The sequence below is a fragment of the Enterococcus sp. DIV0561 genome (genome assembly GCF_050539875.1).
In the GTDB taxonomy this organism is placed as follows: Bacteria; Bacillota; Bacilli; order Lactobacillales; family Enterococcaceae; genus Enterococcus; species Enterococcus faecalis.
Genome location: NZ_CP172927.1, coordinates 1413525 through 1434546, shown reverse-complemented (window position 1 = coordinate 1434546; position 21022 = coordinate 1413525). Strand labels below are relative to the sequence as shown.

General features: G+C 38.5%; 23 protein-coding genes. 1 reads left to right on the top strand and 22 read right to left on the bottom strand.

What is annotated here, in order from left to right:
• Nucleotides 1–19 precede the first annotated feature (19 nt).
• From IGM13_RS06965 to IGM13_RS06885, 17 genes are all read right to left on the bottom strand, one after another.
• Nucleotides 20–496 carry a hypothetical protein gene (locus IGM13_RS06965; protein WP_002398295.1) on the bottom strand — a complete coding sequence of 159 codons (477 nt, stop codon included), beginning with the start codon at nt 494–496 and terminating at the stop codon, nt 20–22.
• An 11-nt stretch (nt 497–507) separates the two neighbouring features.
• A complete protein-coding gene (locus IGM13_RS06960) occupies nt 508–702 on the bottom strand; it encodes a hypothetical protein (RefSeq protein ID WP_002357574.1) in 195 nt (64 codons plus the stop codon).
• 193 nt (nt 703–895) lie between these two features.
• Nucleotides 896–1744, bottom strand: coding sequence for a DegV family protein (locus IGM13_RS06955; RefSeq protein WP_002382324.1), 849 nt, complete (start codon nt 1742–1744; stop codon nt 896–898).
• A gap of 75 nt (nt 1745–1819) precedes the next feature.
• Nucleotides 1820–2992 (bottom strand): LCP family protein, encoded by a 1173-nt coding sequence (locus IGM13_RS06950; RefSeq protein ID WP_002420197.1) that lies wholly within the window; start codon nt 2990–2992, stop codon nt 1820–1822.
• A 143-nt stretch (nt 2993–3135) separates the two neighbouring features.
• Nucleotides 3136–3984, bottom strand: coding sequence for a prephenate dehydratase (gene pheA, locus IGM13_RS06945; protein ID WP_002420198.1), 849 nt, complete (start codon nt 3982–3984; stop codon nt 3136–3138).
• Between the two features lie 7 nt (nt 3985–3991).
• Nucleotides 3992–4498 (bottom strand): shikimate kinase, encoded by a 507-nt coding sequence (locus IGM13_RS06940; protein WP_002420199.1) that lies wholly within the window; start codon nt 4496–4498, stop codon nt 3992–3994.
• Nucleotides 4499–4517: 19 nt separating this feature from the next.
• On the bottom strand, nt 4518–5804 hold the full coding sequence (aroA, locus tag IGM13_RS06935) for a 3-phosphoshikimate 1-carboxyvinyltransferase (protein ID WP_002420201.1): 1287 nt from the start codon (nt 5802–5804) through the stop codon (nt 4518–4520).
• Between the two features lie 6 nt (nt 5805–5810).
• Nucleotides 5811–6905: a prephenate dehydrogenase gene (locus IGM13_RS06930; protein ID WP_002420202.1), complete on the bottom strand. Its 1095-nt coding sequence runs from the start codon at nt 6903–6905 to the stop codon at nt 5811–5813.
• 33 nt (nt 6906–6938) lie between these two features.
• Entirely contained in the window at nt 6939–8105 is a 1167-nt protein-coding gene (gene aroC, locus IGM13_RS06925) for a chorismate synthase (protein ID WP_002357582.1), read from the bottom strand.
• 1 nt (nt 8106) lies between these two features.
• Entirely contained in the window at nt 8107–9183 is a 1077-nt protein-coding gene (aroB, locus tag IGM13_RS06920) for a 3-dehydroquinate synthase (protein ID WP_002420203.1), read from the bottom strand.
• Nucleotides 9184–9205: 22 nt separating this feature from the next.
• Nucleotides 9206–10231, bottom strand: a complete 1026-nt coding sequence (gene aroF / locus IGM13_RS06915) for a 3-deoxy-7-phosphoheptulonate synthase (RefSeq protein WP_002363948.1) — start codon at nt 10229–10231, stop codon at nt 9206–9208.
• Between the two features lie 36 nt (nt 10232–10267).
• Entirely contained in the window at nt 10268–11134 is an 867-nt protein-coding gene (aroE, locus tag IGM13_RS06910) for a shikimate dehydrogenase (RefSeq protein ID WP_002377421.1), read from the bottom strand.
• A gap of 487 nt (nt 11135–11621) precedes the next feature.
• The gene (locus tag IGM13_RS06905; protein WP_002357586.1) at nt 11622–12077 is read right to left on the bottom strand and encodes a hypothetical protein; all 456 of its coding nucleotides are present in this window, start codon (nt 12075–12077) and stop codon (nt 11622–11624) included.
• A gap of 89 nt (nt 12078–12166) precedes the next feature.
• Nucleotides 12167–12541 (bottom strand): thioesterase family protein, encoded by a 375-nt coding sequence (locus tag IGM13_RS06900; RefSeq protein WP_002420204.1) that lies wholly within the window; start codon nt 12539–12541, stop codon nt 12167–12169.
• Nucleotides 12541–13761 carry a CCA tRNA nucleotidyltransferase gene (locus tag IGM13_RS06895; RefSeq protein WP_002363945.1) on the bottom strand — a complete coding sequence of 407 codons (1221 nt, stop codon included), beginning with the start codon at nt 13759–13761 and terminating at the stop codon, nt 12541–12543. Before IGM13_RS06895 ends, IGM13_RS06900 begins: the two co-directional genes overlap by 1 nt.
• A complete protein-coding gene (gene dapB, locus IGM13_RS06890; RefSeq protein WP_002420205.1) occupies nt 13758–14537 on the bottom strand; it encodes a 4-hydroxy-tetrahydrodipicolinate reductase in 780 nt (259 codons plus the stop codon). Before dapB ends, IGM13_RS06895 begins: the two co-directional genes overlap by 4 nt.
• The gene (locus IGM13_RS06885) at nt 14530–14880 is read right to left on the bottom strand and encodes a nucleotide pyrophosphohydrolase (protein WP_002363944.1); all 351 of its coding nucleotides are present in this window, start codon (nt 14878–14880) and stop codon (nt 14530–14532) included. The genes dapB and IGM13_RS06885 overlap by 8 nt, the downstream gene beginning before the upstream one ends.
• Nucleotides 14881–15003: 123 nt before the next feature.
• Here IGM13_RS06885 and IGM13_RS06880 point away from each other — a divergent pair, with 123 nt between their 5' ends.
• Nucleotides 15004–15888, top strand: a complete 885-nt coding sequence (locus tag IGM13_RS06880) for a YitT family protein (RefSeq protein WP_002357595.1) — start codon at nt 15004–15006, stop codon at nt 15886–15888.
• A gap of 37 nt (nt 15889–15925) precedes the next feature.
• On the opposite strand, the gene IGM13_RS06875 is transcribed toward IGM13_RS06880, so the two are convergent.
• The 5 genes from IGM13_RS06875 to der all read right to left on the bottom strand — a co-directional run bounded on the left by IGM13_RS06875 (nt 15926) and on the right by der (nt 20920).
• Nucleotides 15926–16465, bottom strand: coding sequence for a ReoY family proteolytic degradation factor (locus IGM13_RS06875; protein WP_002361802.1), 540 nt, complete (start codon nt 16463–16465; stop codon nt 15926–15928).
• A 9-nt stretch (nt 16466–16474) separates the two neighbouring features.
• On the bottom strand, nt 16475–17731 hold the full coding sequence (locus IGM13_RS06870; protein WP_002377424.1) for a tetratricopeptide repeat protein: 1257 nt from the start codon (nt 17729–17731) through the stop codon (nt 16475–16477).
• A gap of 9 nt (nt 17732–17740) precedes the next feature.
• Complete coding sequence (locus IGM13_RS06865; protein ID WP_002420206.1) at nt 17741–18781, bottom strand: hypothetical protein; 1041 nt, start codon at nt 18779–18781, stop codon at nt 17741–17743.
• Nucleotides 18782–19086: 305 nt separating this feature from the next.
• A complete protein-coding gene (locus IGM13_RS06860; protein WP_002357604.1) occupies nt 19087–19362 on the bottom strand; it encodes an HU family DNA-binding protein in 276 nt (91 codons plus the stop codon).
• 247 nt (nt 19363–19609) lie between these two features.
• Entirely contained in the window at nt 19610–20920 is a 1311-nt protein-coding gene (der, locus tag IGM13_RS06855; protein WP_002357608.1) for a ribosome biogenesis GTPase Der, read from the bottom strand.
• Between the last annotated feature and the right edge of the window lie 102 nt (nt 20921–21022).

Genomic DNA, 21022 nt, shown 5'->3' with positions numbered 1-21022 from the left:
TTCTAGGAGCTGAACATGTTTAATCTTCATTAACAATAATATCAATTTCTGCCTCTTCATTCATCCGTGTTGAAAGAAAAAGAACCATTTCTTCTAGTGGCGCAGAAAAGCGTAAAACCACCCCTCTTCTGCCTTTTTTTAAATACCCTAAACGAATACCGTTTGGCTTTTGAACAAGGACAATCTTTTCGATATCTTTAAAGGCCGTGCCCCGATTGTCAAAAGGATGCGTAATAATACAATTCTCCGCAAAACCTCTTGCATCGTAAAGAAAACTGAAGATAATCAAAATATATAACACACTTCGAATCATTTCAATTTTATCTCCTGCCGAAAATGCATTGGCCAGAATCATTAAACTAAAAAAAGCAACTAGATATTTTGTTGTAGGATGTTTTGCAGCCGGAATTACAATACTTTTACGTACGAAGTAAAAGTAACCATACATAACGACGACAAATAAAAATAGCAATAACGTAAATCCATCGATAATCACAAACGACTCCTTTATTTCTTTTTCTTTTGAATATCTGTTAATATATCATTTATTTCTTTAATTTCTTTTTTTGATTCATTAATCTTTTTGATAACCGCCTCACGGTTTTTTCCAGGCGGTAAGTCAATTGATTCTTGGTAGTAGTTTGCTAAAGCTTGAACTTTTTTCATTTTTTCGCTTTGCAACAAGGCTATATTTCTTTTCATTTAACCGCCTCCTCTTCCTTAGTATACATTACTTTGTAAGGAATTGCTTAATTTGCAAGATATTTTCTAATAAAAAGGAGTAATTTTACATTTTCTTATAAACAAAAAGTATTCGGCTGAGTAACACCAGCGAACGATAAAATAATAGAATAAAAGATGAGACAGAAGTAGTTTACTTTTGTCTCATCTTTTATTATTGAGCTGAAATCGCTAAACCAATTGCTTTTTCCCCTAGGTGGGTCCCGATAACTGGACCAAAATGACCGATTTCAATTTCTGCATTTGGGTATAGCTTTTGTAATTTTGCTTGTTCTTTTTCAGCAACGATGCGGTTATTAGCATGAATCACATACAGTTTAACTGGTGCTTCAATCCCTGCGTTTCGTTCACCAATAATCTTTTCTGCACGAGCAAAAGCTTTCTTTGTTGAACGGATTTTTTCAAATAATACAATCTTTCCATCTTCAAAAGTCAAGATAGGTTTAATCTTCAATAGTCCAGCAATCAAGGCTGCGCCATTCGTTAAGCGACCGCCACGAACTAAGTTGTTCAGATCTTCTACAATTAGATATGCATACGTATTGTCACGAATTAAATCTAATTTGGCAAAAATTTCTTCTAAGCTGGCTTTTTCTTCTGTTAAATCTAAAGCAGCTTCTACCATGTGTCCCATTGGCATACTTGTAATTTTTGAGTCATATGGATACAAAGCAACGCCTGGGATTTCATCAGTAAGTCCGTGCAATGTATGAACAAAACCAGAGATTCCTGAAGAAAGATGAATGCTGATGATGGTGTCGTACCCTTGTTCAGCGATTGATTTGTAAAGCTCTAACACTTCTCCTAAAGCAGGTTGTGAAGTCGTCGGAAATTCTTTACTATTATTTAGCAATGCATAATATTCATCTGCTTCAATGTCAATGCCTTCGTTGTATATTTTTCCATCTAAAATGACTGGGATGGGAATTACAAAAAGATTCGGATGATCTTTAATGCGCTCGGGTAAATAAGCTGTACTATCTGTCACAATAGCAATTTTCATTTTGTAACCTCGTTTCACTAATTTTCCACGTTGTTTCTAATATAGCATAAAAAAGGATATTTTAAAATGCTTTCCTTATTCGTTCAGGAATTTTTCGATGGCGTCAGCATTTTTTTGTTCATCTACTTCTAAAATACTGCCTGCATAAGAGGATTCACCAAAATTCCAAGAATCTGGTACCGGAACCGATAATGACTCAACCCCTGCTTTTCCTTTAATCAGCAATGATGGTCCGTTCGTTAACATGAAACTAACAGGCACATCTGTCGACATATAGCCGACTAATTTCCCAAGTGATTCTGGGGTTCTTAATAAAGTCATTGGGTTTTTCATTTGGCTCATTACAGCTGACATAACTTGTTGTTGGCGACGAACCCGACCAAAGTCGCCTTCTTCATCCATCCTAAAGCGAGCGTATTGAAGTAAGACATGTCCATCCATGACCTGTTGCCCTTTTTCAATATCAACACCATCTAAATTCAGTGATTTTTCTGCATCGATTTTGACACCTTTTGGAAACATAGAGTCAACAATTTTTTCAAATGATTGGAAATCTACCTTAGCATAATATTTCGTATCTAAATTAAAGTTTTGTTTTAACGTTTCACGAACCAATTCAGCACCGCCATAAGCGTATGCGGCATTAATTTTATTCGGCCCGACACCAGGAATGTCCACGAATGTATCACGCATAAATGAAATTAATTTCGGTTTTTTTGATGGTCCATTTAGTTGGAGAACCATTATTGTGTCGGCTCGTCCAGCATCTTCCCCACGTGTATCGCTGCCAAGAATTAAAATATTCTTAGCCCCATTGCTACTTTTGACACCATTAAATGTTTCTACTTTTTCTTGAGGCAACGAGTCATCATGTTCTGCTGCAGATTTTCCTTTTAAAAACATGACTGTACTATAGGCAAATAACAGAATCAATAGGATCACTAGCCATTTGAAAAAGCGTTTTGTTTTTGATTTTTTACGTTTCTTTTTTGGTTTCTTGTCTTTTTTTCCGCGGGGTGGTTGGTCAGAACCGTTGCCACCACCTGAATCTGTTTGATGTCGCCTCTCCCTTCTGCGACTGTCCTCAGTATAGCTGTCTTCGTAAACTGGCTCTTGAAGGCTTTCAGCTAGTTCTTCTGGTTCTTCTTCTCTATGTTCACCCATTGATTTTCGGGGATTAAAGGTCTTTTTATGCTCTGCTGGTCTCGATTTTTCATGAATATGTTTATAACGATCTACACGACTCATCGTGTCACTCCTTTACCTCTGTGTTTTATCACCTTTATTAGGATACCTCATTTCGCAGGAAATTCCTATTACAAATATGTAATTTAATAAAAAATGAAACTCACTTTATCTAATAAGTAAGCTTCATTTTCATTTTTAACTCTTTAAAGTGTGGACAAAACATAGATCGGGTAATCCCCTAAAATTTTTATTTCTGCGCCAATCAGTTCCAGTTCTGTTAAAGCTGCTTCAATTAGTTTTTCTGGTTGATCATTCACTAATTCCATTAAAAAGAAGTACTCTCCGAGCTTTGTTTTCAACGGCCGTGATTCTATTTTGCTAAGATTAATCCCTCGCCAACTAAACACGCTTAATGCTTTGTGTAAAGAGCCAGGAACATTACTTGGCATCGTAATCGCCAGCGTTATTTTTTTCTCAGATAACGGGAAAGAAATCGCTAAATTTTCAGAACCAAGAACCCAAAATCGGGTTTGATTTACCGATAAATCTTGTATATTTTTTTCTACGATGGTCAAATCATACATTTCCGCAGAAAGTTTTGGTGCAATAGCTGCAAAAGGTAATTCTGGATGTTCTGCAATGTATTTGGCGGCGTAAGCTGTTGAAGGCGTTGCTTCTAAAATCGCTTCTGGAAAGTTTTTCTCTAGAAACATCTGCGATTGAGCTAATGCTTGCGGATGTGATAAAATTTTCTGACTTTGTTGCCAGATCGCTTGATTCTCTTTTGCCACCATTAATTGTTGTTGAATCGGTAAAACTAACTCTGCTTGGACAGGTAACTGCGCTTGATGATACAAATAATCTATCGATGCGTTAACAGTTCCTTCAATCGTGTTTTCTATTGGAATAATGCTGCATGCCACTTCTTGCTGTTCAATTGCTTTCAAGCAAGCTGGAATCGATGCGTACGGCATCAACGTAGCTTCAGGAAAAGCAGCCAACGTTGCACTGTACGTAAAGGAACCAATCGGACCTAAATAACCAACTTTCATCGTTTCTCTACTCCTTTAATTGTTGCAGAATTTCATTGATAATTTCTTCTGGTGAGCGATTGGTCGTATCAATTGTCATCTTCGCACATTCTTCATAAAAACTTTTACGAGACTCAAACAAAGTAATGATTCCTTTTGAAGAACGTTCTATAGCTAAGGGCCGCTGGTTTTCAGTATCTTCTGTGATTCTTTTTAACAGCTCTTCTGGTGTCGCATGTAAATAAATCACTTGCTGAAAAGATTTCAATAAGCTACGATTTTCTGGTCCGACAACAATCCCGCCCCCAGTTGAAAGGACGGCTGTATTTTTTGACAGCTCCTTTAAAAGTTGGGTTTCCTGTTCTCGGAAAGCTGCTTCACCATATTTTTCGAAATAGTCAGGAATTGAGCGTCCTATTTTTTCCATTAACGCTGTATCTAAATCAAGATGAGGCATCTTTAGTTTATTGGCCAATCTTTGGCCGATAGTTGTTTTACCCGCACCCATGAAACCAATTAAAACAATGCTTTCCATGGTTCGTTATCCTCCTTCGTTAACAACTTAAACGTTCTAAGTCGTCAAAAAATGCTGGATAAGAAACTGAAACTGCTTCAGCCTTATCTAATTCAACAGTGCCTTCTTTTACAAGTAATGCAGCAATTTGTAACATCATCCCGATACGATGATCCCCATAACTGGTAACTCTTCCACCATGTAAAGAAGTTGGCCCATGTATAATTAAGCCATCATCAGTAGGCGTGATGTCGGCGCCTAAAATTGTTAATTCTTTCGCTACTGCATCAATCCGATTGGTTTCTTTGACTTTCAATTCTTCTGCATCTCGAATGATTGTCGTGCCAGTAGCCTGAGTAGCTAACAAAGCAATAATCGGTAACTCATCAATTAAACGTGGGATAATAGCGCCACCAATCTCTGTAGCTGTTAATTGACTCGTTTTTACAAGTAAATCGCCAGAATGATTGGCCTCATCTTCATTTAAAATAGTGACGGAACCGCCCATGTTTTTAATCACATCTAAAATACCTGTCCGCGTTTGATTTAAGCCAACATTTTTCAGAAGTATCTCGCTATCTGGGACTACTAAACCCGCAACTAAAAAGAAAGCCGCAGAAGAGATATCGCCAGGAACTACCACGTTTTGACCTGTTAATTGTTGTGGTCCAGTTAACATAATTTTTTTATCATCTACTTCAAGCGTCCCACCAAATTGTCGAATCATCTCTTCTGTATGATCACGTGTCTTTTCTTTCTCAACCACTACAGAAGTGCCCTCGGCTTGCAAAGCGGCGAATAAAATAGCCGATTTCACTTGAGCACTCGCAACAGGCATTGTGTAGTCAATAGGTTGTAAATTTTGAGTCCCGCGAATAGAAATTGGCGGAAACTCCGTTTGTTGAACCCCTTGACATTCCGCTCCCATTTGGTTTAAAGGAAGCATCACACGATTCATCGGTCGTTTAGCAATAGACGCATCACCAGCTAGGCGCGTTTCAAAGGGACAGCCAGCTAAAATGCCTAGCATTAGACGAATTGTTGTCCCTGAATTTCCAACATCAATTGTATTCTTCGCCTTTTTTAAGCCTGCAAATCCTTGCCCCTCAACGGTGATTGTCGTCCCGTCATCTTCAATGTTCACACCCAAAGAACGAAACGCCGCTAAGGTACTTAAACAATCTTCGCCTCTTAGAAAATTTGTAATCGTCGTTTTTCCAGAAGAAATCGCTCCAAACATAATACTTCTATGGGAAATCGATTTGTCGCTAGGAACCATCAGAGTCCCTTGTAAATGTTTCACATTTGTACGTAGTTGCACCCTCATCACCTCTTATTTTTCGTAACATGTATAGTTCGTTTTTTTAGATAAAATTTGTTTTGCAGCTTGGCAGTCTGGTTGATTTTTAAAAGACAATTGAAGAATCCCATAGATTTCTTCTCTCGTTTCTAAAATTTTAATATTTGTAAGAGAAAGGTCCGCTTCGCCTAAAATTTGCGTAATTTCAGCAATGATTCCTGGTTGATCTGGTACATCAACAAACAGATCATAGAAAGCTGGGATTGCGCCTTCTTTATGAATAGGCAATTGAGCACGTGTTTCTTTGGCTTTATCAAAAAAATTACGAATAGCTGGGGCGTTTTTTTCCGTTAACCATTGGCAAACAGTAGTCATCTCTTTTTGCCAATTTTCTAGTAAGTCCAATAATACTAAGCGATTGCTTAATAAAATATCCGTCCACATCGTTGCATCAGAGGAAGCAATTCGAGTAATATCTCTAAATCCTCCAGCCGCTAGCTGCTGTGCTCTAGGGTAAGTGGTATTCAGTTGCTGACTTTCGTTCACTAAAGCTGCGGCAACAATATGTGGCAAGTGACTTAGAGCACCAGTAATTTCATCATGTTCCTGTGCAGGCATCGTAATAAACTTCGCATGCGTTCCTTTTAATAACGTTTGTAACTCCTGAATCTGTTTGCTTTTTTCGCCATGGTCATCGGTAAAAATATAGTAGGCATTTTCAAACAAACGTTCATCAGCGGCTGTTACGCCGGATTTATGTGAACCAGCCATTGGATGACCACCAATAAAATTTTTCATGTTAAGCTTTGTTGCTAACTGATTAATTTCCACCTTGGTACTACCCACATCTGTGATCAGAGCAGTTTCTAGTGATAATTGGTTTAATTCTTCTAGTTGTACTAAAGTTGCTTTAACTGGGGAACAAAGAAAAATAATCTCTGCTCGTCTTGCCCCACTTGTTAAAGATTCAGCTATCTCATCAATTAGACCCGTTTTCTTAGCAAATTCAGTTGACTCCGCTTGATTATCAAAACCGATAATCTCACTGTTTGGATGCCCTTTTTTGATACACAAAGCCAGTGAACTCCCGATTAGCCCTAATCCTACGATTAAAATACGTTTCTTCATTTTTTCCCTCCATATACTTGCGACTTTCTTCCATTAAAAGTTTTGAGTATATAGACGATAACGTTTCACTGCTTCTTTCATTTGTTCAAATGAGTCACTATCAAATTTTTCGAGCATAGCCTTCGCTACTTCCGTTGCAACAACGGCTTCACAAACAACGCTAGCGGCCGGTACTGCCGTGCTATCAGAGCGCTCAACGCTGGCCTTATAAGGCTCTTTTGTATCAATATTTACGCTTTGCAATGGTTTATAAAGGGTTGGAATAGGTTTCATGACACCACGAACGATGATTGGCATTCCGTTGGTCATTCCTCCTTCAAAACCGCCTAAATTGTTGGAAGTTCTGGTATAACCTGTACTTTCGTCCCAAACAATCTCGTCCATCACTTGGCTACCAGGGCGTTGTGCCATTTCAAATCCAATGCCAAACTCAGCACCTTTAAAAGCATTGATGCTTACAACAGCCTGCGCAATTTTGGCATCTAGTTTACGATCCCATTGAACATAGCTCCCTAAGCCAGCTGGAACGCCACCCACAAGTACTTCTACTACCCCACCAATTGTATCGCCATTTTTCTTGGTTTGGTCAATTAGTTCTTTCATTTTTTCTTCTACGGAAGGATCTAATACGCGAACGGCAGATTGTTCAGATCGTTCTTGAATTTCACGAATCGTTAAATTTTCAGGAATCGTAGCTTCAATCCCACCTAATACCGCGACATGCCCAGCAACTTGGATATCCAATTCAGCTAAGAGTTTTTTAGCAACCGCACCAATCGCCACACGCATTGTTGTTTCTCGTGCCGAAGACCGTTCTAAAACATTCCGTAAATCATCATGTTGATATTTCATTCCACCGACTAAATCAGCATGTCCTGGACGTGGTTTGCTGACGCGGCGGATTTTCTTTTGTTTTTCAGGAACTGGCTCTACTGACATCACGGAGGTCCAATTTTTCCAGTCTTTGTTTTCGACAATCAACGTTACTGGTGAGCCAAGTGTTTTACCATGCCGAATACCCGAAGTAATACGTACTTGGTCTTTTTCAATTTTCATCCGTCCCCCACGACCGTAACCGCCTTGACGTCTTGCTAATTCTCGGTTAATCTCTTCGCTACTTAAAGGCAAGCCGGCTGGTAAGCCTTCAATAATAGCAGTTAATTCAGGTCCATGTGATTCGCCTGCTGTAATAAAGCGCATCTTAAATTCCTCCTTCTCTATTTAAAAATGCTCGAATTTCTTCCGTTGGTAAAGAGACAATTTTCGCTTGACCAATTTTTTCTAAGACAATGATTTTAATCTGTCCCCCACGTGTTTTTTTATCATGTGTAATTGCTTGATAGAGACGTTCTTCTGGCCAACGATCTGTCGTTACTGGTAAATGGAACTTTTCTAGCATGGTGACCAACTCTTGGGTAGTCCCAAGTGGGGAAAGCCCTCGTTGTTCTGCGACTTGAGTTATTTGAATCATTCCTAAAGAAACGCCTTCACCGTGAGCAATCACCCCGTAACCAGCTGTATTTTCTAATGCGTGGCCAATCGTATGCCCAAAATTCAGAATCAAACGTAAGCCCAAATCTAATTCATCTTCTTCGACGACATCACGTTTAATCTTGCAACAGGCCGTGATAATTTCTTCTGCATGTGCCACTAAATCTTGTTCATTTTCCAAAGAGGATAAACGGTGCCACAATTCAACATCAGCGATAGCTGCTGATTTTACAATTTCTGAAATTCCTTCACGCACACGTCTAGGTTCTAATGTTTTAAGTGTATTAGGATCAATTAAAACCCCATCTGGTTGGGCAAAAGTACCGACAAGATTTTTGGCTTTTTTAGTATTAACCGCTGTTTTACCTCCAATGCTACTATCTACTTGTGCCAGTAAGGTTGTTGGTACTTGCAAAAAGTGAATGCCGCGCATATAGGTTGAAGCGACAAATCCAGCTAGATCTCCCACAACGCCTCCACCTAAAGCAATTAGACCATCACTTCGAGTCAATTGCTGTTCCGCTAAAAAATCATAAAGCAGTTGAGCTGTTTCGAGGCTCTTACTTTGTTCACCTGCCGCTACAGCAATCAATGATGTTTCAAAACCAGTAGCTTGCAATTCTTTCTCAACAGCTGCGCCATATAATTTATTCACCGTTTCATCGGTAATAATCGCTACCCGTTGTGGCTGCCACAGGCTACGTACCCAGGTGCCAATTTTATCTAAGGCACCTGTTTCGATGGTTAAATCATATGAATGTGTAGGTAACGTTACGGTTAATTTCATGTCCTCTACTCCTCTGTCTTTACTAATCTTCTAAAGCATTAATTTCTTTCATTGCTTTTTCGATGATATGAACTTCTTTCATCATACGTAGGTAAGTTTTTTCATTCAAGGATTGTGGCCCATCTGACCACGCATTCGCTGGATCTGGGTGAATTTCTACAATCAAGCCGTCCGCACCTGAAGCAACACCTGCTCGGGCCATTGGCGGTACTAAATCCCAGATACCAACACCATGACTCGGATCAACAATAATTGGAAAATGACTTAATTTTTTAATTAAAGGCACCGCACTTAAATCAAGTGTATTGCGCGTAGCGGTTTCGTACGTACGAATCCCACGTTCAATGAAGATCACATTGAAATTTCCTTGCGCAGCAATGTATTCAGCTGCGTTTAGCCATTCATCAATCGTACCGGCAATCCCGCGTTTTAAGCCAATAGGTTTTCCAGTTTTACCAACCGCTTGTAATAACTTGAAATTTTGCATGTTGCGCGCACCGATTTGTAAAATGTCACTGTATTTTGCGACAAGTTCTAAATTCGCTTCATCCATCACTTCTGTAATGACTTGCATATCTAATTCATCAGCCGCTTGGCGAATGTATTTCAGTCCTTCTTCTTCTAGCCCTTGGAAAGCGTATGGCGACGTTCTAGGTTTGAATGCACCACCTCGTAAAATTGTTGCACCGCCAGCTTTAGCAATTCGCGCACATTCACGAATCTGATCTAAGCTTTCGATTGAACAAGGGCCCGCCATCATGGTCATACTGCCGTCACCGATTTTAACACCGTTCACATCAACCACTGTATTCTCTGGATGAAATAAACGACTCGTTAGTTTGTAAGACAACGAAATGCGGACACTTTTTTCCACGCCTTCTAATGCTGTTAACTCTGCTTCAACTAATTTTTCTGTATCACCAATCAAGCCTATCACTGTTTTTCCATTATCTTGACTTGTTTGAGTAGTTAAGCCTGCACCTGTTACTAAATCAATGACTTGTTTCATTTGCTTTTCGGTTGCATTTTCTTTCATAATTACGATCATTATATTCTCTCCTCATGCCTTTAAACGGCGCTCTTTTTATCTATTTTCAATTTTACGTTTTACGACTGATACAGGCATTTTTTGTCCTGTCCATTGTTCAAAAGCAGCAGCTCCTTGATAAAGTAGCATGTCCAAGCCGTTGCTTGTTTCTGCGCCACGTAAACGGGCTTCTTTTAATAACTGTGTTTCTCTGGGATTATAAATAGCATCATACACGAATAACTTCGGCTGAATCATTGCATAATTTTCTATAGGACTACTATGTGCATGTGGATGCATACCCACACTCGTTGCATTAACTAACAAGACGCTTTCAGCAACATCTTTTGCTAGTTTTTCAGTATCCGCTAAATCGTTTAAATGAATTACACAGTTGGTTCGTTCAGTGAAATTTGCCAGTTTTTTTTGACTGTCGTTAAACCCCGCGCTTTTCCTGTTGTAAACGGCGATTTCTTTCACGCCATCTAAAGCAGCTTGGGCAATGATTGATAAGGCTGCACCACCTGTTCCTAAGATGGTCATTTTATTCTGAAAAACGTCAACCTTTTTCTCTTTCAAACTCCACATAAAACCAGTACCATCCGTGCTGTCTCCGTAAAGTTTTCCATCTTTGTTGACAATCGTATTAATCGCGCCAACCAGTTGGGCGGTAGGACTTAGTTCATCCATATAACTTACAGCCGCCACTTTATTGGGCATTGATAAGTTGGCCCCTAACATGTGAAACGTTCGAATCGCTTCAATTGCTTGTGGCAATGTCTCTTGTCCAACGTCAAACGCCAGATACCGAGCATCAACTCCTAAATTTTGAAATGCTGTATTATGAATCAACGGTGAAATACTGTGTTGGCTGGGTTTCGCGAATAGCCCAGCTAAACGAGTAGATCCAGTTATTTCTTTCATCCTGTGTGCTCCTTTACGAAATTTTTTTAGTAAGTTTCTGAAATCCTAATTTTTGGCCAAACAAAAAGGATATTCACAGTAAATTTTAAGAAAAATCTACAGTGAATACCCTACAAAAAAGCAATATAAAAGCCACTATAGATTTTCTTAAATCTACATGGCTGAAAGTCATCTTAAATTTCCCTAGCCATTATAGATACAAACGTTTGTTGTCTGTACCCATAATGTTATGAATACAAACCTATCTAAAATAGCTAAAGTAAAAGTTATTCAGTTGTGTATGGTTTTTCTTCGTTGTTGTCATAAGAATCACTCCAAAACTGATTTAATTAAGAATTGTTAACAGTATACCGCTAGAAAAAACATGTGTCAACACTTATTCGCTTATTTTTTTGACTATTCCATTAAAAACAATGTTATTTTATTCGCCAAAAGACTAAAAAAGCCACAGGAACCAGTCATTTCACTGATTCCTGTGGGGCAAAAATTATTTTAATTCTTCAGCGTATACATCATCAACTGTTTGTGTTGGGTCGATAACAATGTATAAGTTTTTAGTTTTTTCGCTGACTTTTGTAGATTGATAGATGTTATCCAAGCCCTCATCTGTTTTATCTTTGTAAGGGAAATAAACTAAATCTGGTGTGCCATTTTTGTAAAGAATTTCCATACGTTCGATATCTTCATATTTTAAAGCACGAGAGAACATCCCTAATTCTAAGCCACCTAAGTTAATATCGTGGGTTTGAACATGATCTCCTTCTTGGAAAATTTCAATTTTGAACCCTTCACATGGATGAATTTCAACAAATTCACTACCATGGATACGGCCAAAACTTGTTGTAATATGTTTAATCCATAAATCACCAATAAAACGACGATCAATCGTCCAAGTTTCACCATTTCTGAAATAAAATTTAAGTCCTGTCATTTCTCTAGCCATAGCACAAATCTCCTTACTTAAAAATAATTTCTTACATTATTAGTTTACCATACTTTTGATAAACGGTCACAAACTTTCGCTGTAGATTCTTAATCTTTTGTTATTCTTTTTAAAAAAGAATCAATCTCAACTACTGCACGTTGGTGAGAACCTTTGGCAATTTTTCGTTCTCCTTCATAAGCAACAAATTCATAGCGTATTTTGTGTGCAGTCTGTTCAATGCTGGTCATCGTAACAACGATTGTCGCCCCTACCGCGGATGGATATAAGTGGCGCAATTCTAACACCGTTCCGACAGTTGTTTCCCCAACTGATAATTGGTCCTTCACAGCTTCTTTGGCTGTTTGTTCAATCATGGCAGCTAAAGCAGGGGTTCCTAAAACTTCTAAGTCACCAGAACCGAGCATTTTTGCCGTTTGTGATTCTTTCACCAAAAATTCTTTTGTAAACATTTCTGTTGGCATTATGCTTTCTCTCCTTTTGAACGTTGTTTTTTGGCAAACGAAAGCAGAACTTCTTGTTTATTCTCTAAGCTACCTTCAACAACGTGTTGCTCGATTTCAGCAATCAGTTCCCCTAACCATTTGCCTGGTGTTTCTTCTAAGACGGCTAAAAGGTCTTTTCCTGTTATGGCCAATTCATGTCTTTGATGGATGGGTAATGCCTTAACTAACTCTTTTGTTACTTGTACTTGACTCTCTTGTTGGTAATAATATAAAAGCCTTTCAACAAGGACTGCTGATTCTTCGCCTAATTCATAAAGCATCATTGGCTGCCAGTCGTTACTCAAGCGGAAACGCAGACCACGTACTAATTGTGAAACATTTTGAATTAATTGATTTGAAAGTTTCCAAGCCTTTAAGAAGGAGCGGATTTCTGCTTCTGGTAAATTCAATGATTGGATAAGTAACGTCCACGCTTCTACTTCTGTTTCAATTTGACGAGCAGGCAAGTCCATTAAACGAAAAAGTCCAGCCCCTTGTTCTCGTAATTTGGGACAATATTGATAGCATTCTGTTTCAATAAACGGAGCTAAGCCACCTTGTCGATTAACCCCTAAAAGCATTTTTACAAATTCAATCGTAATGCGCTCTACTGAAATTTTTTCTAATAAAGGATGAAATTCAGCGATAGCGGCTAAGGTTTTTTCTTCAATTTTAAAATCTAATTGGCTAGCAAAGCGTAAGCCCCGCATCATCCGCAGAGCATCTTCATGAAACCGCTCATGGGGATTACCGACTGCACGAATGGTTTGATTAGTTAAATCTTCGATACCATCAAATAAATCAATGATTTCACCTGTGCTGTCGAGCGCCAAGGCATTAATCGTAAAATCTCGTCGTTTTAAATCTTCTTTCAAGGAGCGAACAAAGGTGACTTCATCTGGTCGGCGAAAGTCTTGATAAGTTGACTCGGTACGAAAGGTTGTTACTTCATACTGTTGGTCTTCCATCAATACAAGGACTGTGCCATGTTCGATGCCCACATCAACGGTTCGTTTAAAAATTTGCTTAATTTCTTCTGGATAGGCACTTGTCGCAATATCGACATCATGGATTGGTTTATTTAATAAAGCATCACGGACACTGCCCCCGACAAAATACGCTTCAAAGCCCTGTGCATTGATTTCACGAATAACGGGAGCGGCTTCTTTAAATTCGTTTGGAATAGTTGTCAATTTCATAGCATCTGTTCCAATCCGTAAAGTAGTTCTGTTCTCTGTACCACTTGCCGACAAGCTAACGCTACTCCTGTCATGAATGAACGCCGATCATAAGAATCATGCCGAATAGTGAGCCCTTCACCTACACTGCCAAATTGGACTTGTTGGTGTGCCACTAAACCAGGTAAGCGGACACTATGGATTCGCAGACCCTCGAAATCAGCCCCGCGTGCCCCTGGTATTGATTCTACCTCTTGCGGATTCCCTTGTTTTTTTGCTGGCCGAACTTCTTGAATCATTTCTGCAGTTTTTATAGCCGTTCCACTTGGTGCATCTAATTTGTTATCATGATGTAATTCAATGATTTCCACATCCGGAAAATACTGTGCCGCTTTTTGGGCAAATTGCATCATTAAAACTGCCCCAATTGCAAAATTTGGCGCAATTAAGCCGCCGATGGCTTTTTCTTGAGATAGGTTTGTCAATTCGTTGATTTGTTCCTCCGTAAAGCCTGTCGTCCCAACAACTGGCGCCATACCGTGTTCCAACGCAAAACGCGTATTTGGATAGGCAGCTTCAGGAACCGTAAAATCAATCCAAACATCTGGTTTGACAGCTAGGACTTCTTCTAAGCGCTGAAAAACGGGAATTGCTGTTTCATCATTGAAAGAAACAGTTTCTTGTGCTTCATGAGGATCATACACACCTACTAATTCAAAATCTGCGGTTTCTAAGACCATTTGTGTAGCAGTACTGCCCATCCGTCCTTTAAACCCAGCGACAATTATTTTAATCATGTGTTTTCCCATCCTTTCTTTCAAAGCGATAGCGATCCCGCTTGTTAAATTTGGCCATATTTTCTTCAAAAACTTCGGTTAAATCAATCTCTAAAGAATTTGCCATGCTAATCAATACAAAAAAGACATCTCCAAGTTCCTCTGATACTGTCTTTGGTTTTTCGTCTGCTTTTTTCTGTTTTTCACCATAATAATGATTGACTTCACGGGCTAATTCTCCGACCTCTTCCGTCAAACGAGCCATTTGTCCTAATGGTGAAAAATAGCCTGTTTTAAACTGTTGAATATAATCATCAACTTCCGTTTGCATCGATTGCAAACTACGTTGTTCTGATTCTGACATTTTACCCCAACCTTTCTTACTCTACCTCCTACATCTTATCAAAAACTCGGCTATCTGGAAAGGTTCTACTTGTTGTTTTATATAGAGAATGATACAGTTTATACTGTAAAAGGACGTGATTAAATGGAAGAACAAAGATTTTATTTTAAAGATGTGTTATTTATTGTATTAGGAAGCTGTATCTATGCCTTTGGTTTGGTTACTTTCAATATTGCCAATGACCTGGCCGAAGGTGGTGTCACAGGGATTACTTTGATTTTAAGAGCCTTATTTCATTTTAACCCAGCATATACGACATTATTAATCAATATTCCGCTCTTATTAATTGGTGGTAAAATTTTAGGCAAACGTTCCCTCTATTATACGCTAATTGGTACCGTGTCGTTATCGGTATTTTTGTGGTTTTGGCAAAAATTTCCTGTTGAAATTAATTTAGATCATGATTTATTGATTGCTGCTCTCTTAGCTGGTTTGGCCGCAGGATTCGGGAGTGGCCTTGTTTACCGCGTAGGCGGAACCACTGGTGGGACCGACGTCATTGCCCGCATTTTCGAAAAATACTTTGGGATTAGCATGGGCCGCTCGTTGTTACTTTTTGATGTTGCAGTCTTACTCCTCTCGTTGACCTATATTGATGTCAAACGAATGATGTATACTTTAATTGTGTCCTTTGTTTTCAGTCGTGTTGTCGATTCTGTACTCGACGGAGCCTATGCTGCGAAAGGAATTTTAATTGTTTCCAATCATTCCGAAGAAATCGGTCAAAGTTTAATGGCTTCTTTAGAACGTGGGGTAACATATTTAAATGGTGAAGGTGCTTATTCACAAGTGGAAAAACGGGTTCTCTACACGGTAGTCAGCCCTCGAGAAATAATGGAAGTCAAACGAATTGCTAATGAAATAGATGAAAAAGCCTTTGTGTCCATCATTAACGTACATGAAGCAATTGGCGAAGGCTTTACTTATGCAAAACCCAGCAAACAACGGCGCTTTAAATTAAAACAATAAATAAAACCCAGCATTTATTGAAAATGCTGGGTTTTATTTATTGTTGTTTCAAACGATTTAATTCATCGGATAATTCTAAAAACGCTTCTTTGTTGCCTGTTTCTAAAGCATCGTCAATTTGAGCTTTAATTAATGCCATTCGTTGCGTTTGTTCTTCTTGCTTAAAGTATTGATCAATCGCTCTGGCAACTTCCTGATCCACTTGTTCATTCCATGGCGCAAACGGATTATCTTCTAAAACAGATAAATACTGGCTCGTTTGCCATGCCTCTGGAAATACACATTCTAAATAAAGAGCTTTCCGCCAATTCATTCGAATCTCATGAAAAATTTGTTCCGGATCTGTAAATTCTTGTGCTTGGATAAAAAGCAATAACGGCTCCTTACCTAAACCATCTGCTACCACGCGGATCCCTCGATCAGTCTTCTCTACGTTCTCAACAAAATGAACATTATTTAAAATCGCATCGTGCGTTAATAAGTAATTTAAAATCCACAGTACTTCTCTTCTTCCAAAAGGCACTGTATTCACTAACCAAGTTAAAAATTTTTTCTTTTCTGATAAACTAACAAACATCGTCGTTTCCTATCTTTCTTCCATATCTGCTAGCACAGATTGCATGTCGACATCACCAGGTTCATGTTCCAAATAATGGTGCAACAAGTGTTTTGCTTTTTCAAGTTCGCCTTCTTCTCGTAAGAACAATGCGTATTCTTTTAGAAATTCTGGTTCGTGAGACAATTCTTGCGCTGCTTGTTCGTAATGAACTTTAGCGACGGCAAAGTCTTCTAATTCGTTGTACGCTTTTGCTAAGTTCCATTCAGCATAAGGATGATCCGTTTCCTCTAAATCATTTAAGATAGTAATTACTTCCTCAAAACGCTCTTCCGTGATGTAGAGATTACTTAAGGTCAAACGACTTTCATCTGTTTTCTCACCTAATTCCAAAGCTTTTAACAACCAATTTTCAGCACCAGCAATGTCGTGTAAGCGATAGGCATTTTCAGAGGCAAATTGGTATAACTCTACTTGGAAGGGATTTTCCGCAATTCCTTCTTCGATCACCGCTTTTGCTTCCTCTAATTGCTCTTCTTCTTGGAGCGCTTCCGCTAAATATAGATAAAGTGATTGATAATGTGGGTTTAGTGTTTTTAATTGCTGGAACAACGCAATGGCTTTTTGATTCTCATGTAACTGTAAATAAGTGAAAGCTAATTGGAATAAACGATCATCTGTTTGTTCTTCTTTGACCGCGGCTTCCAAATAAGGAACTGCTTCTTCAAAATCACCTAACATGCTGTAACTACTTCCTAAGCGTTCATTCAAGGAAATAGCAGAGATTTGCGCTGTCCCGCTTTCTACAATGCTTTGATAACGAGTGATAGCCTCGACAAATTGACCATTTGTAAAATATAGTTCTCCCAAAGCAAATTGAATTAACGGCTCTTCTGGCATAAGATTGGCTGCTTCTTTTAATTTCGCTTCACTGACTTCTGGAATCCCTAAAACTTGGTACAAATCCGCAGTAACTAAGAGACTTTGGACATAACTGTCACTAGTTTCTGGAATTTTTTCTAAATAGATGAATGCGTCATCTATTTCATTATTTTCAATGGCGATTTCTGCTAATGGAATGTTTAAGCCATCTGCATCGGGAAATTGTTCCAACAATTGTTGGAAAATTTGTTTGGCTTCTTCTAGAAAACCTAAAGATAATAACGTTTCCCCTAAATCAGCTAAGGTATTTTCATCATCTTTCTTTAATGCTTCTTCAAACATCAACTGTGCTTCTGCTAAATTTTCAGCTTGTAATGCTTGAACCATTTTTTCACTATATGACATAATTTCCCCTCAAATCTCTTTTAAAATTTCTTGGTATCTTTCAATCGTTGTTAACAGTTGATCGGGCGTTGGCTTTAAAGCTACTCCTAGTTGACCGATTTTTTCCAACACCATAGGAGGACCTAGTGTTTCTGTGTGAGCCAAGACTTGTTCTGCGTAATCAGCACTTAAAATTTCTTTTGGAAACGCCACCGGAAAACCTAAGCGAATAAACCAAACGATAAAATTTTTAAATTGAAAGTCAAAGTGATTGACTTGCTGGCTCCATAAAACTTGTAACAATAATCCCAATAATCGTTTCATAGGACCTGATAACAAATGGCCATTTTCGGTTGTAGCAAAGGCCGCTTCAAAAACTCGTCCAAATTGATCCACTTTTTCCCCTGCTTGTTCATACAAAGATAACAACTCGTCTAAAATACCATTAAATGACGTTTGATTCAACCGTTTTTTATCTGGATACGTTTGGTATAGCATTTGTAAATAAGTATAATCACAGACAAGACCCGCTCGAATAAAAACGAGCAAATCAATTAAAGGGGCAGCACCTTTTTTATTGGTCAAGGTACTATCAAACAAAATTTCTTCTGAATGATTTTCTATATGCATAGTTGCATGCTGTGCTTGCTGAATTGTGACACTTGGTAAAAGTCCTTGCCGTAACGCTTGAACAGACACAGGCATCAGCCAACATTTGGAGGAACACTTACTTACTTGGTGCAGAAATGCGGTTAATTGTAGTACCCCTTCATTACCCAAACCAATCAATAAAACATCCTGATTTTCTGGCCAATCAGCTAAGAAACGTAACACACTTTCTAATTCTGATAAGTCATTGCAATGAACATCATTGCGACAAATATACCAGTTTAATCCCAACTGTTCCCCAAAGGCATAATTAATCTTCTCAGAAAAAAGATCATAGTAACGCTGATTCGCCAAAACAACGATTGACTCCGTCGTTACTGGTCGTTTTTTTAGGACGGAAGCAAATGTTTCTCCATAAATAATAGCGACCTTGTTTTCCCCTCTAGAATAGTTGTATTTCATTGATTCACCACCTTAAGACTGTTTCCTCTTCCTTCACCCCAAGTCTAGCATAACCACTAAAAAACAGCTACTGGCAACAACTTATTTTTGTCCTTCATTCATAAATCTTTCTCTTTTTATCAAAAAAGCAAGGAGCGAGTGTCGAACCGTTCCCACTTGATTCTCGGAGCGAAGCACGTTTTTTCACCCAAGTTTCGTCACAATTTAACCTTTTAGCGTGCTGTTTCGACCACCTCTTAAAATAACATTTTTTATGTATGCTTCAAAAAAGAACCCTTGGAAACCAAGGGTTCTAATTGTCTGTCTTATTTCACTGCATCTTTCAATGCTTTACCTGGTTTGAATGCAGGTACTTTGCTTGCAGCGATTTGAATTTCTTGTCCAGTTTGTGGGTTACGTCCTTTACGAGCTGCGCGTTCGCGAACTTCAAAGTTACCAAAACCGATTAATTGAACTTTTTCACCTTTAGCAAGAGTTTCTTGAATTGTTGAAAAGACAGCGTCTACTGCTGCAGTAGCATCTTTTTTAGTTAAACCAGTTGAAGATGCAACGTTTTCGATTAATTCTGCTTTATTTGCCATGGATCATTTCACCTCCTCTATAAGAGATACGATGTTTTTACACACCTAAAGTTCCGTCTATTTTTGAGTGGTCCAAAAACAGACAGCAAATATTGATCTGGTTCAATATTCTGTTAACAAGATAGCATAAGAAAGTTGTAATAGCAAGGTTTTTAGTGTATTTTAACCAGTTTTTTCAAAAAATAATCATTTTTTCTCAAAGTTGATAAATTTATTTGAATATCTAAAAAAAGTATGGTAGAATGCACTATTTTCGGCGTCGCGGAATGATTTTAATCGGTGTACCTTCAAACGTAAATGCTTTTCTGATTTGATTTTCTAAAAACCGGGCATAAGAAAAGTGCATTAGTTCCTCTTCGTTGACAAAAATAACAAATGTAGGTGGTTTGACTGCCACTTGTGTTGCATAAAAAATCTTCAAACGTTTTCCTTTATCGGTTGGTGTCGGATTAATTGCTACAGCATCCATTACAACGTCATTTAACAACGCTGAAGGAATCCGTAAGTTTTGATTCATACTTACTGTTTCAATTAGTTCAGGCAGTTTATTTAAACGTTGTTTGGTTAATGCAGACACAAAAATAATGGGTGCATAATCTAAATATTGGAATTCATCACGAATTTCCGCTTCAAAATCACGCATTGTATTTGTATCTTTTTTGACTGTATCCCATTTGTTGACCACGATAATAATACCGCGACCTGCTTCATGGGCATAGCCCGCCACACGCTTGTCTTGCTCACGAATACCTTCTTCTGCATTCAAGACCATTAAAACAATGTCTGAGCGTTCAATCGCCCGCATTGCGCGCATGACGCTATATTTTTCAGTTGATTCGTATACTTTCCCACGTTTACGCATACCAGCCGTATCAATCATTAAGAACTTTTGACCTTCTTCAGATTCAAAATACGTATCGATTGCATCTCGCGTTGTTCCTTCAATATCTGAAACAATCACGCGATCCTCACCAAGAATAGCATTAATCAATGATGATTTACCGACATTTGGACGCCCGATTAAACTAAATTTAATTGTATCTTCGTCCTCTTCTTCTGAAGTGTTAGGAAAATGTTTAACTGCTTCGTCTAACACATCGCCAATGCCTAAACCGTGACTACCAGAAACTGGGAAAGGATCCCCTAGTCCTAAAGCATAAAATTCATAAATATCATTACGCATTTCAGGATTGTCAACTTTATTAACAGCTAAGATCACTGGTTTATTACTACGATATAAAATTTTTGCTACTAACTCATCTGCATCAGTAATGCCTTCACGGCCACTAGCAACAAAGATAATCACATCTGCTTCATCAATCGCAATTTCTGCTTGGTGTTTGATTTGGTCCATAAATGGTTCGTCACCTAAATCAATCCCACCTGTATCAATAATACTAAATTCACGCCCTAACCATTCTCCAGTTGTATAAATACGGTCGCGTGTTACGCCAGGAGTATCTTCTACAATCGAGATACGCTCACCGGCAATGCGGTTAAAAATAGTCGATTTACCGACATTCGGTCTACCGACAATCGCAATAGTTGGATTTGCCATTTGATTCCCTCCTTGAGAATTTCAATCCTTACTAGTTTACCTAATCAAACCTTAAAGTGCAAGAAAAGTTTTAGTTTCTGCTGATTTTCTAACCAATTCAAG

What these genes read in the sequence shown, in the direction of transcription:
- IGM13_RS06960 (WP_002357574.1), bottom strand. Translation starts at nt 702, where the DNA reads ATGAAAAGAAATATAGCCTTGTTGCAAAGCGAAAAAATGAAAAAAGTT.
- IGM13_RS06955 (WP_002382324.1), bottom strand. Translation starts at nt 1,744, where the DNA reads ATGAAAATTGCTATTGTGACAGATAGTACAGCTTATTTACCCGAGCGC.
- IGM13_RS06950 (WP_002420197.1), bottom strand. Translation starts at nt 2,992, where the DNA reads ATGAGTCGTGTAGATCGTTATAAACATATTCATGAAAAATCGAGACCA.
- pheA (WP_002420198.1), bottom strand. Translation starts at nt 3,984, where the DNA reads ATGAAAGTTGGTTATTTAGGTCCGATTGGTTCCTTTACGTACAGTGCA.
- IGM13_RS06940 (WP_002420199.1), bottom strand. Translation starts at nt 4,498, where the DNA reads ATGGAAAGCATTGTTTTAATTGGTTTCATGGGTGCGGGTAAAACAACT.
- aroA (WP_002420201.1), bottom strand. Translation starts at nt 5,804, where the DNA reads ATGAGGGTGCAACTACGTACAAATGTGAAACATTTACAAGGGACTCTG.
- IGM13_RS06930 (WP_002420202.1), bottom strand. Translation starts at nt 6,905, where the DNA reads ATGAAGAAACGTATTTTAATCGTAGGATTAGGGCTAATCGGGAGTTCA.
- aroC (WP_002357582.1), bottom strand. Translation starts at nt 8,105, where the DNA reads ATGCGCTTTATTACAGCAGGCGAATCACATGGACCTGAATTAACTGCT.
- aroB (WP_002420203.1), bottom strand. Translation starts at nt 9,183, where the DNA reads ATGAAATTAACCGTAACGTTACCTACACATTCATATGATTTAACCATC.
- aroF (WP_002363948.1), bottom strand. Translation starts at nt 10,231, where the DNA reads ATGATCGTAATTATGAAAGAAAATGCAACCGAAAAGCAAATGAAACAA.
- aroE (WP_002377421.1), bottom strand. Translation starts at nt 11,134, where the DNA reads ATGAAAGAAATAACTGGATCTACTCGTTTAGCTGGGCTATTCGCGAAA.
- IGM13_RS06905 (WP_002357586.1), bottom strand. Translation starts at nt 12,077, where the DNA reads ATGGCTAGAGAAATGACAGGACTTAAATTTTATTTCAGAAATGGTGAA.
- IGM13_RS06900 (WP_002420204.1), bottom strand. Translation starts at nt 12,541, where the DNA reads ATGCCAACAGAAATGTTTACAAAAGAATTTTTGGTGAAAGAATCACAA.
- IGM13_RS06895 (WP_002363945.1), bottom strand. Translation starts at nt 13,761, where the DNA reads ATGAAATTGACAACTATTCCAAACGAATTTAAAGAAGCCGCTCCCGTT.
- dapB (WP_002420205.1), bottom strand. Translation starts at nt 14,537, where the DNA reads ATGATTAAAATAATTGTCGCTGGGTTTAAAGGACGGATGGGCAGTACT.
- IGM13_RS06885 (WP_002363944.1), bottom strand. Translation starts at nt 14,880, where the DNA reads ATGTCAGAATCAGAACAACGTAGTTTGCAATCGATGCAAACGGAAGTT.
- IGM13_RS06880 (WP_002357595.1), top strand. Translation starts at nt 15,004, where the DNA reads ATGGAAGAACAAAGATTTTATTTTAAAGATGTGTTATTTATTGTATTA.
- IGM13_RS06875 (WP_002361802.1), bottom strand. Translation starts at nt 16,465, where the DNA reads ATGTTTGTTAGTTTATCAGAAAAGAAAAAATTTTTAACTTGGTTAGTG.
- IGM13_RS06870 (WP_002377424.1), bottom strand. Translation starts at nt 17,731, where the DNA reads ATGTCATATAGTGAAAAAATGGTTCAAGCATTACAAGCTGAAAATTTA.
- IGM13_RS06865 (WP_002420206.1), bottom strand. Translation starts at nt 18,781, where the DNA reads ATGAAATACAACTATTCTAGAGGGGAAAACAAGGTCGCTATTATTTAT.
- IGM13_RS06860 (WP_002357604.1), bottom strand. Translation starts at nt 19,362, where the DNA reads ATGGCAAATAAAGCAGAATTAATCGAAAACGTTGCATCTTCAACTGGT.
- der (WP_002357608.1), bottom strand. Translation starts at nt 20,920, where the DNA reads ATGGCAAATCCAACTATTGCGATTGTCGGTAGACCGAATGTCGGTAAA.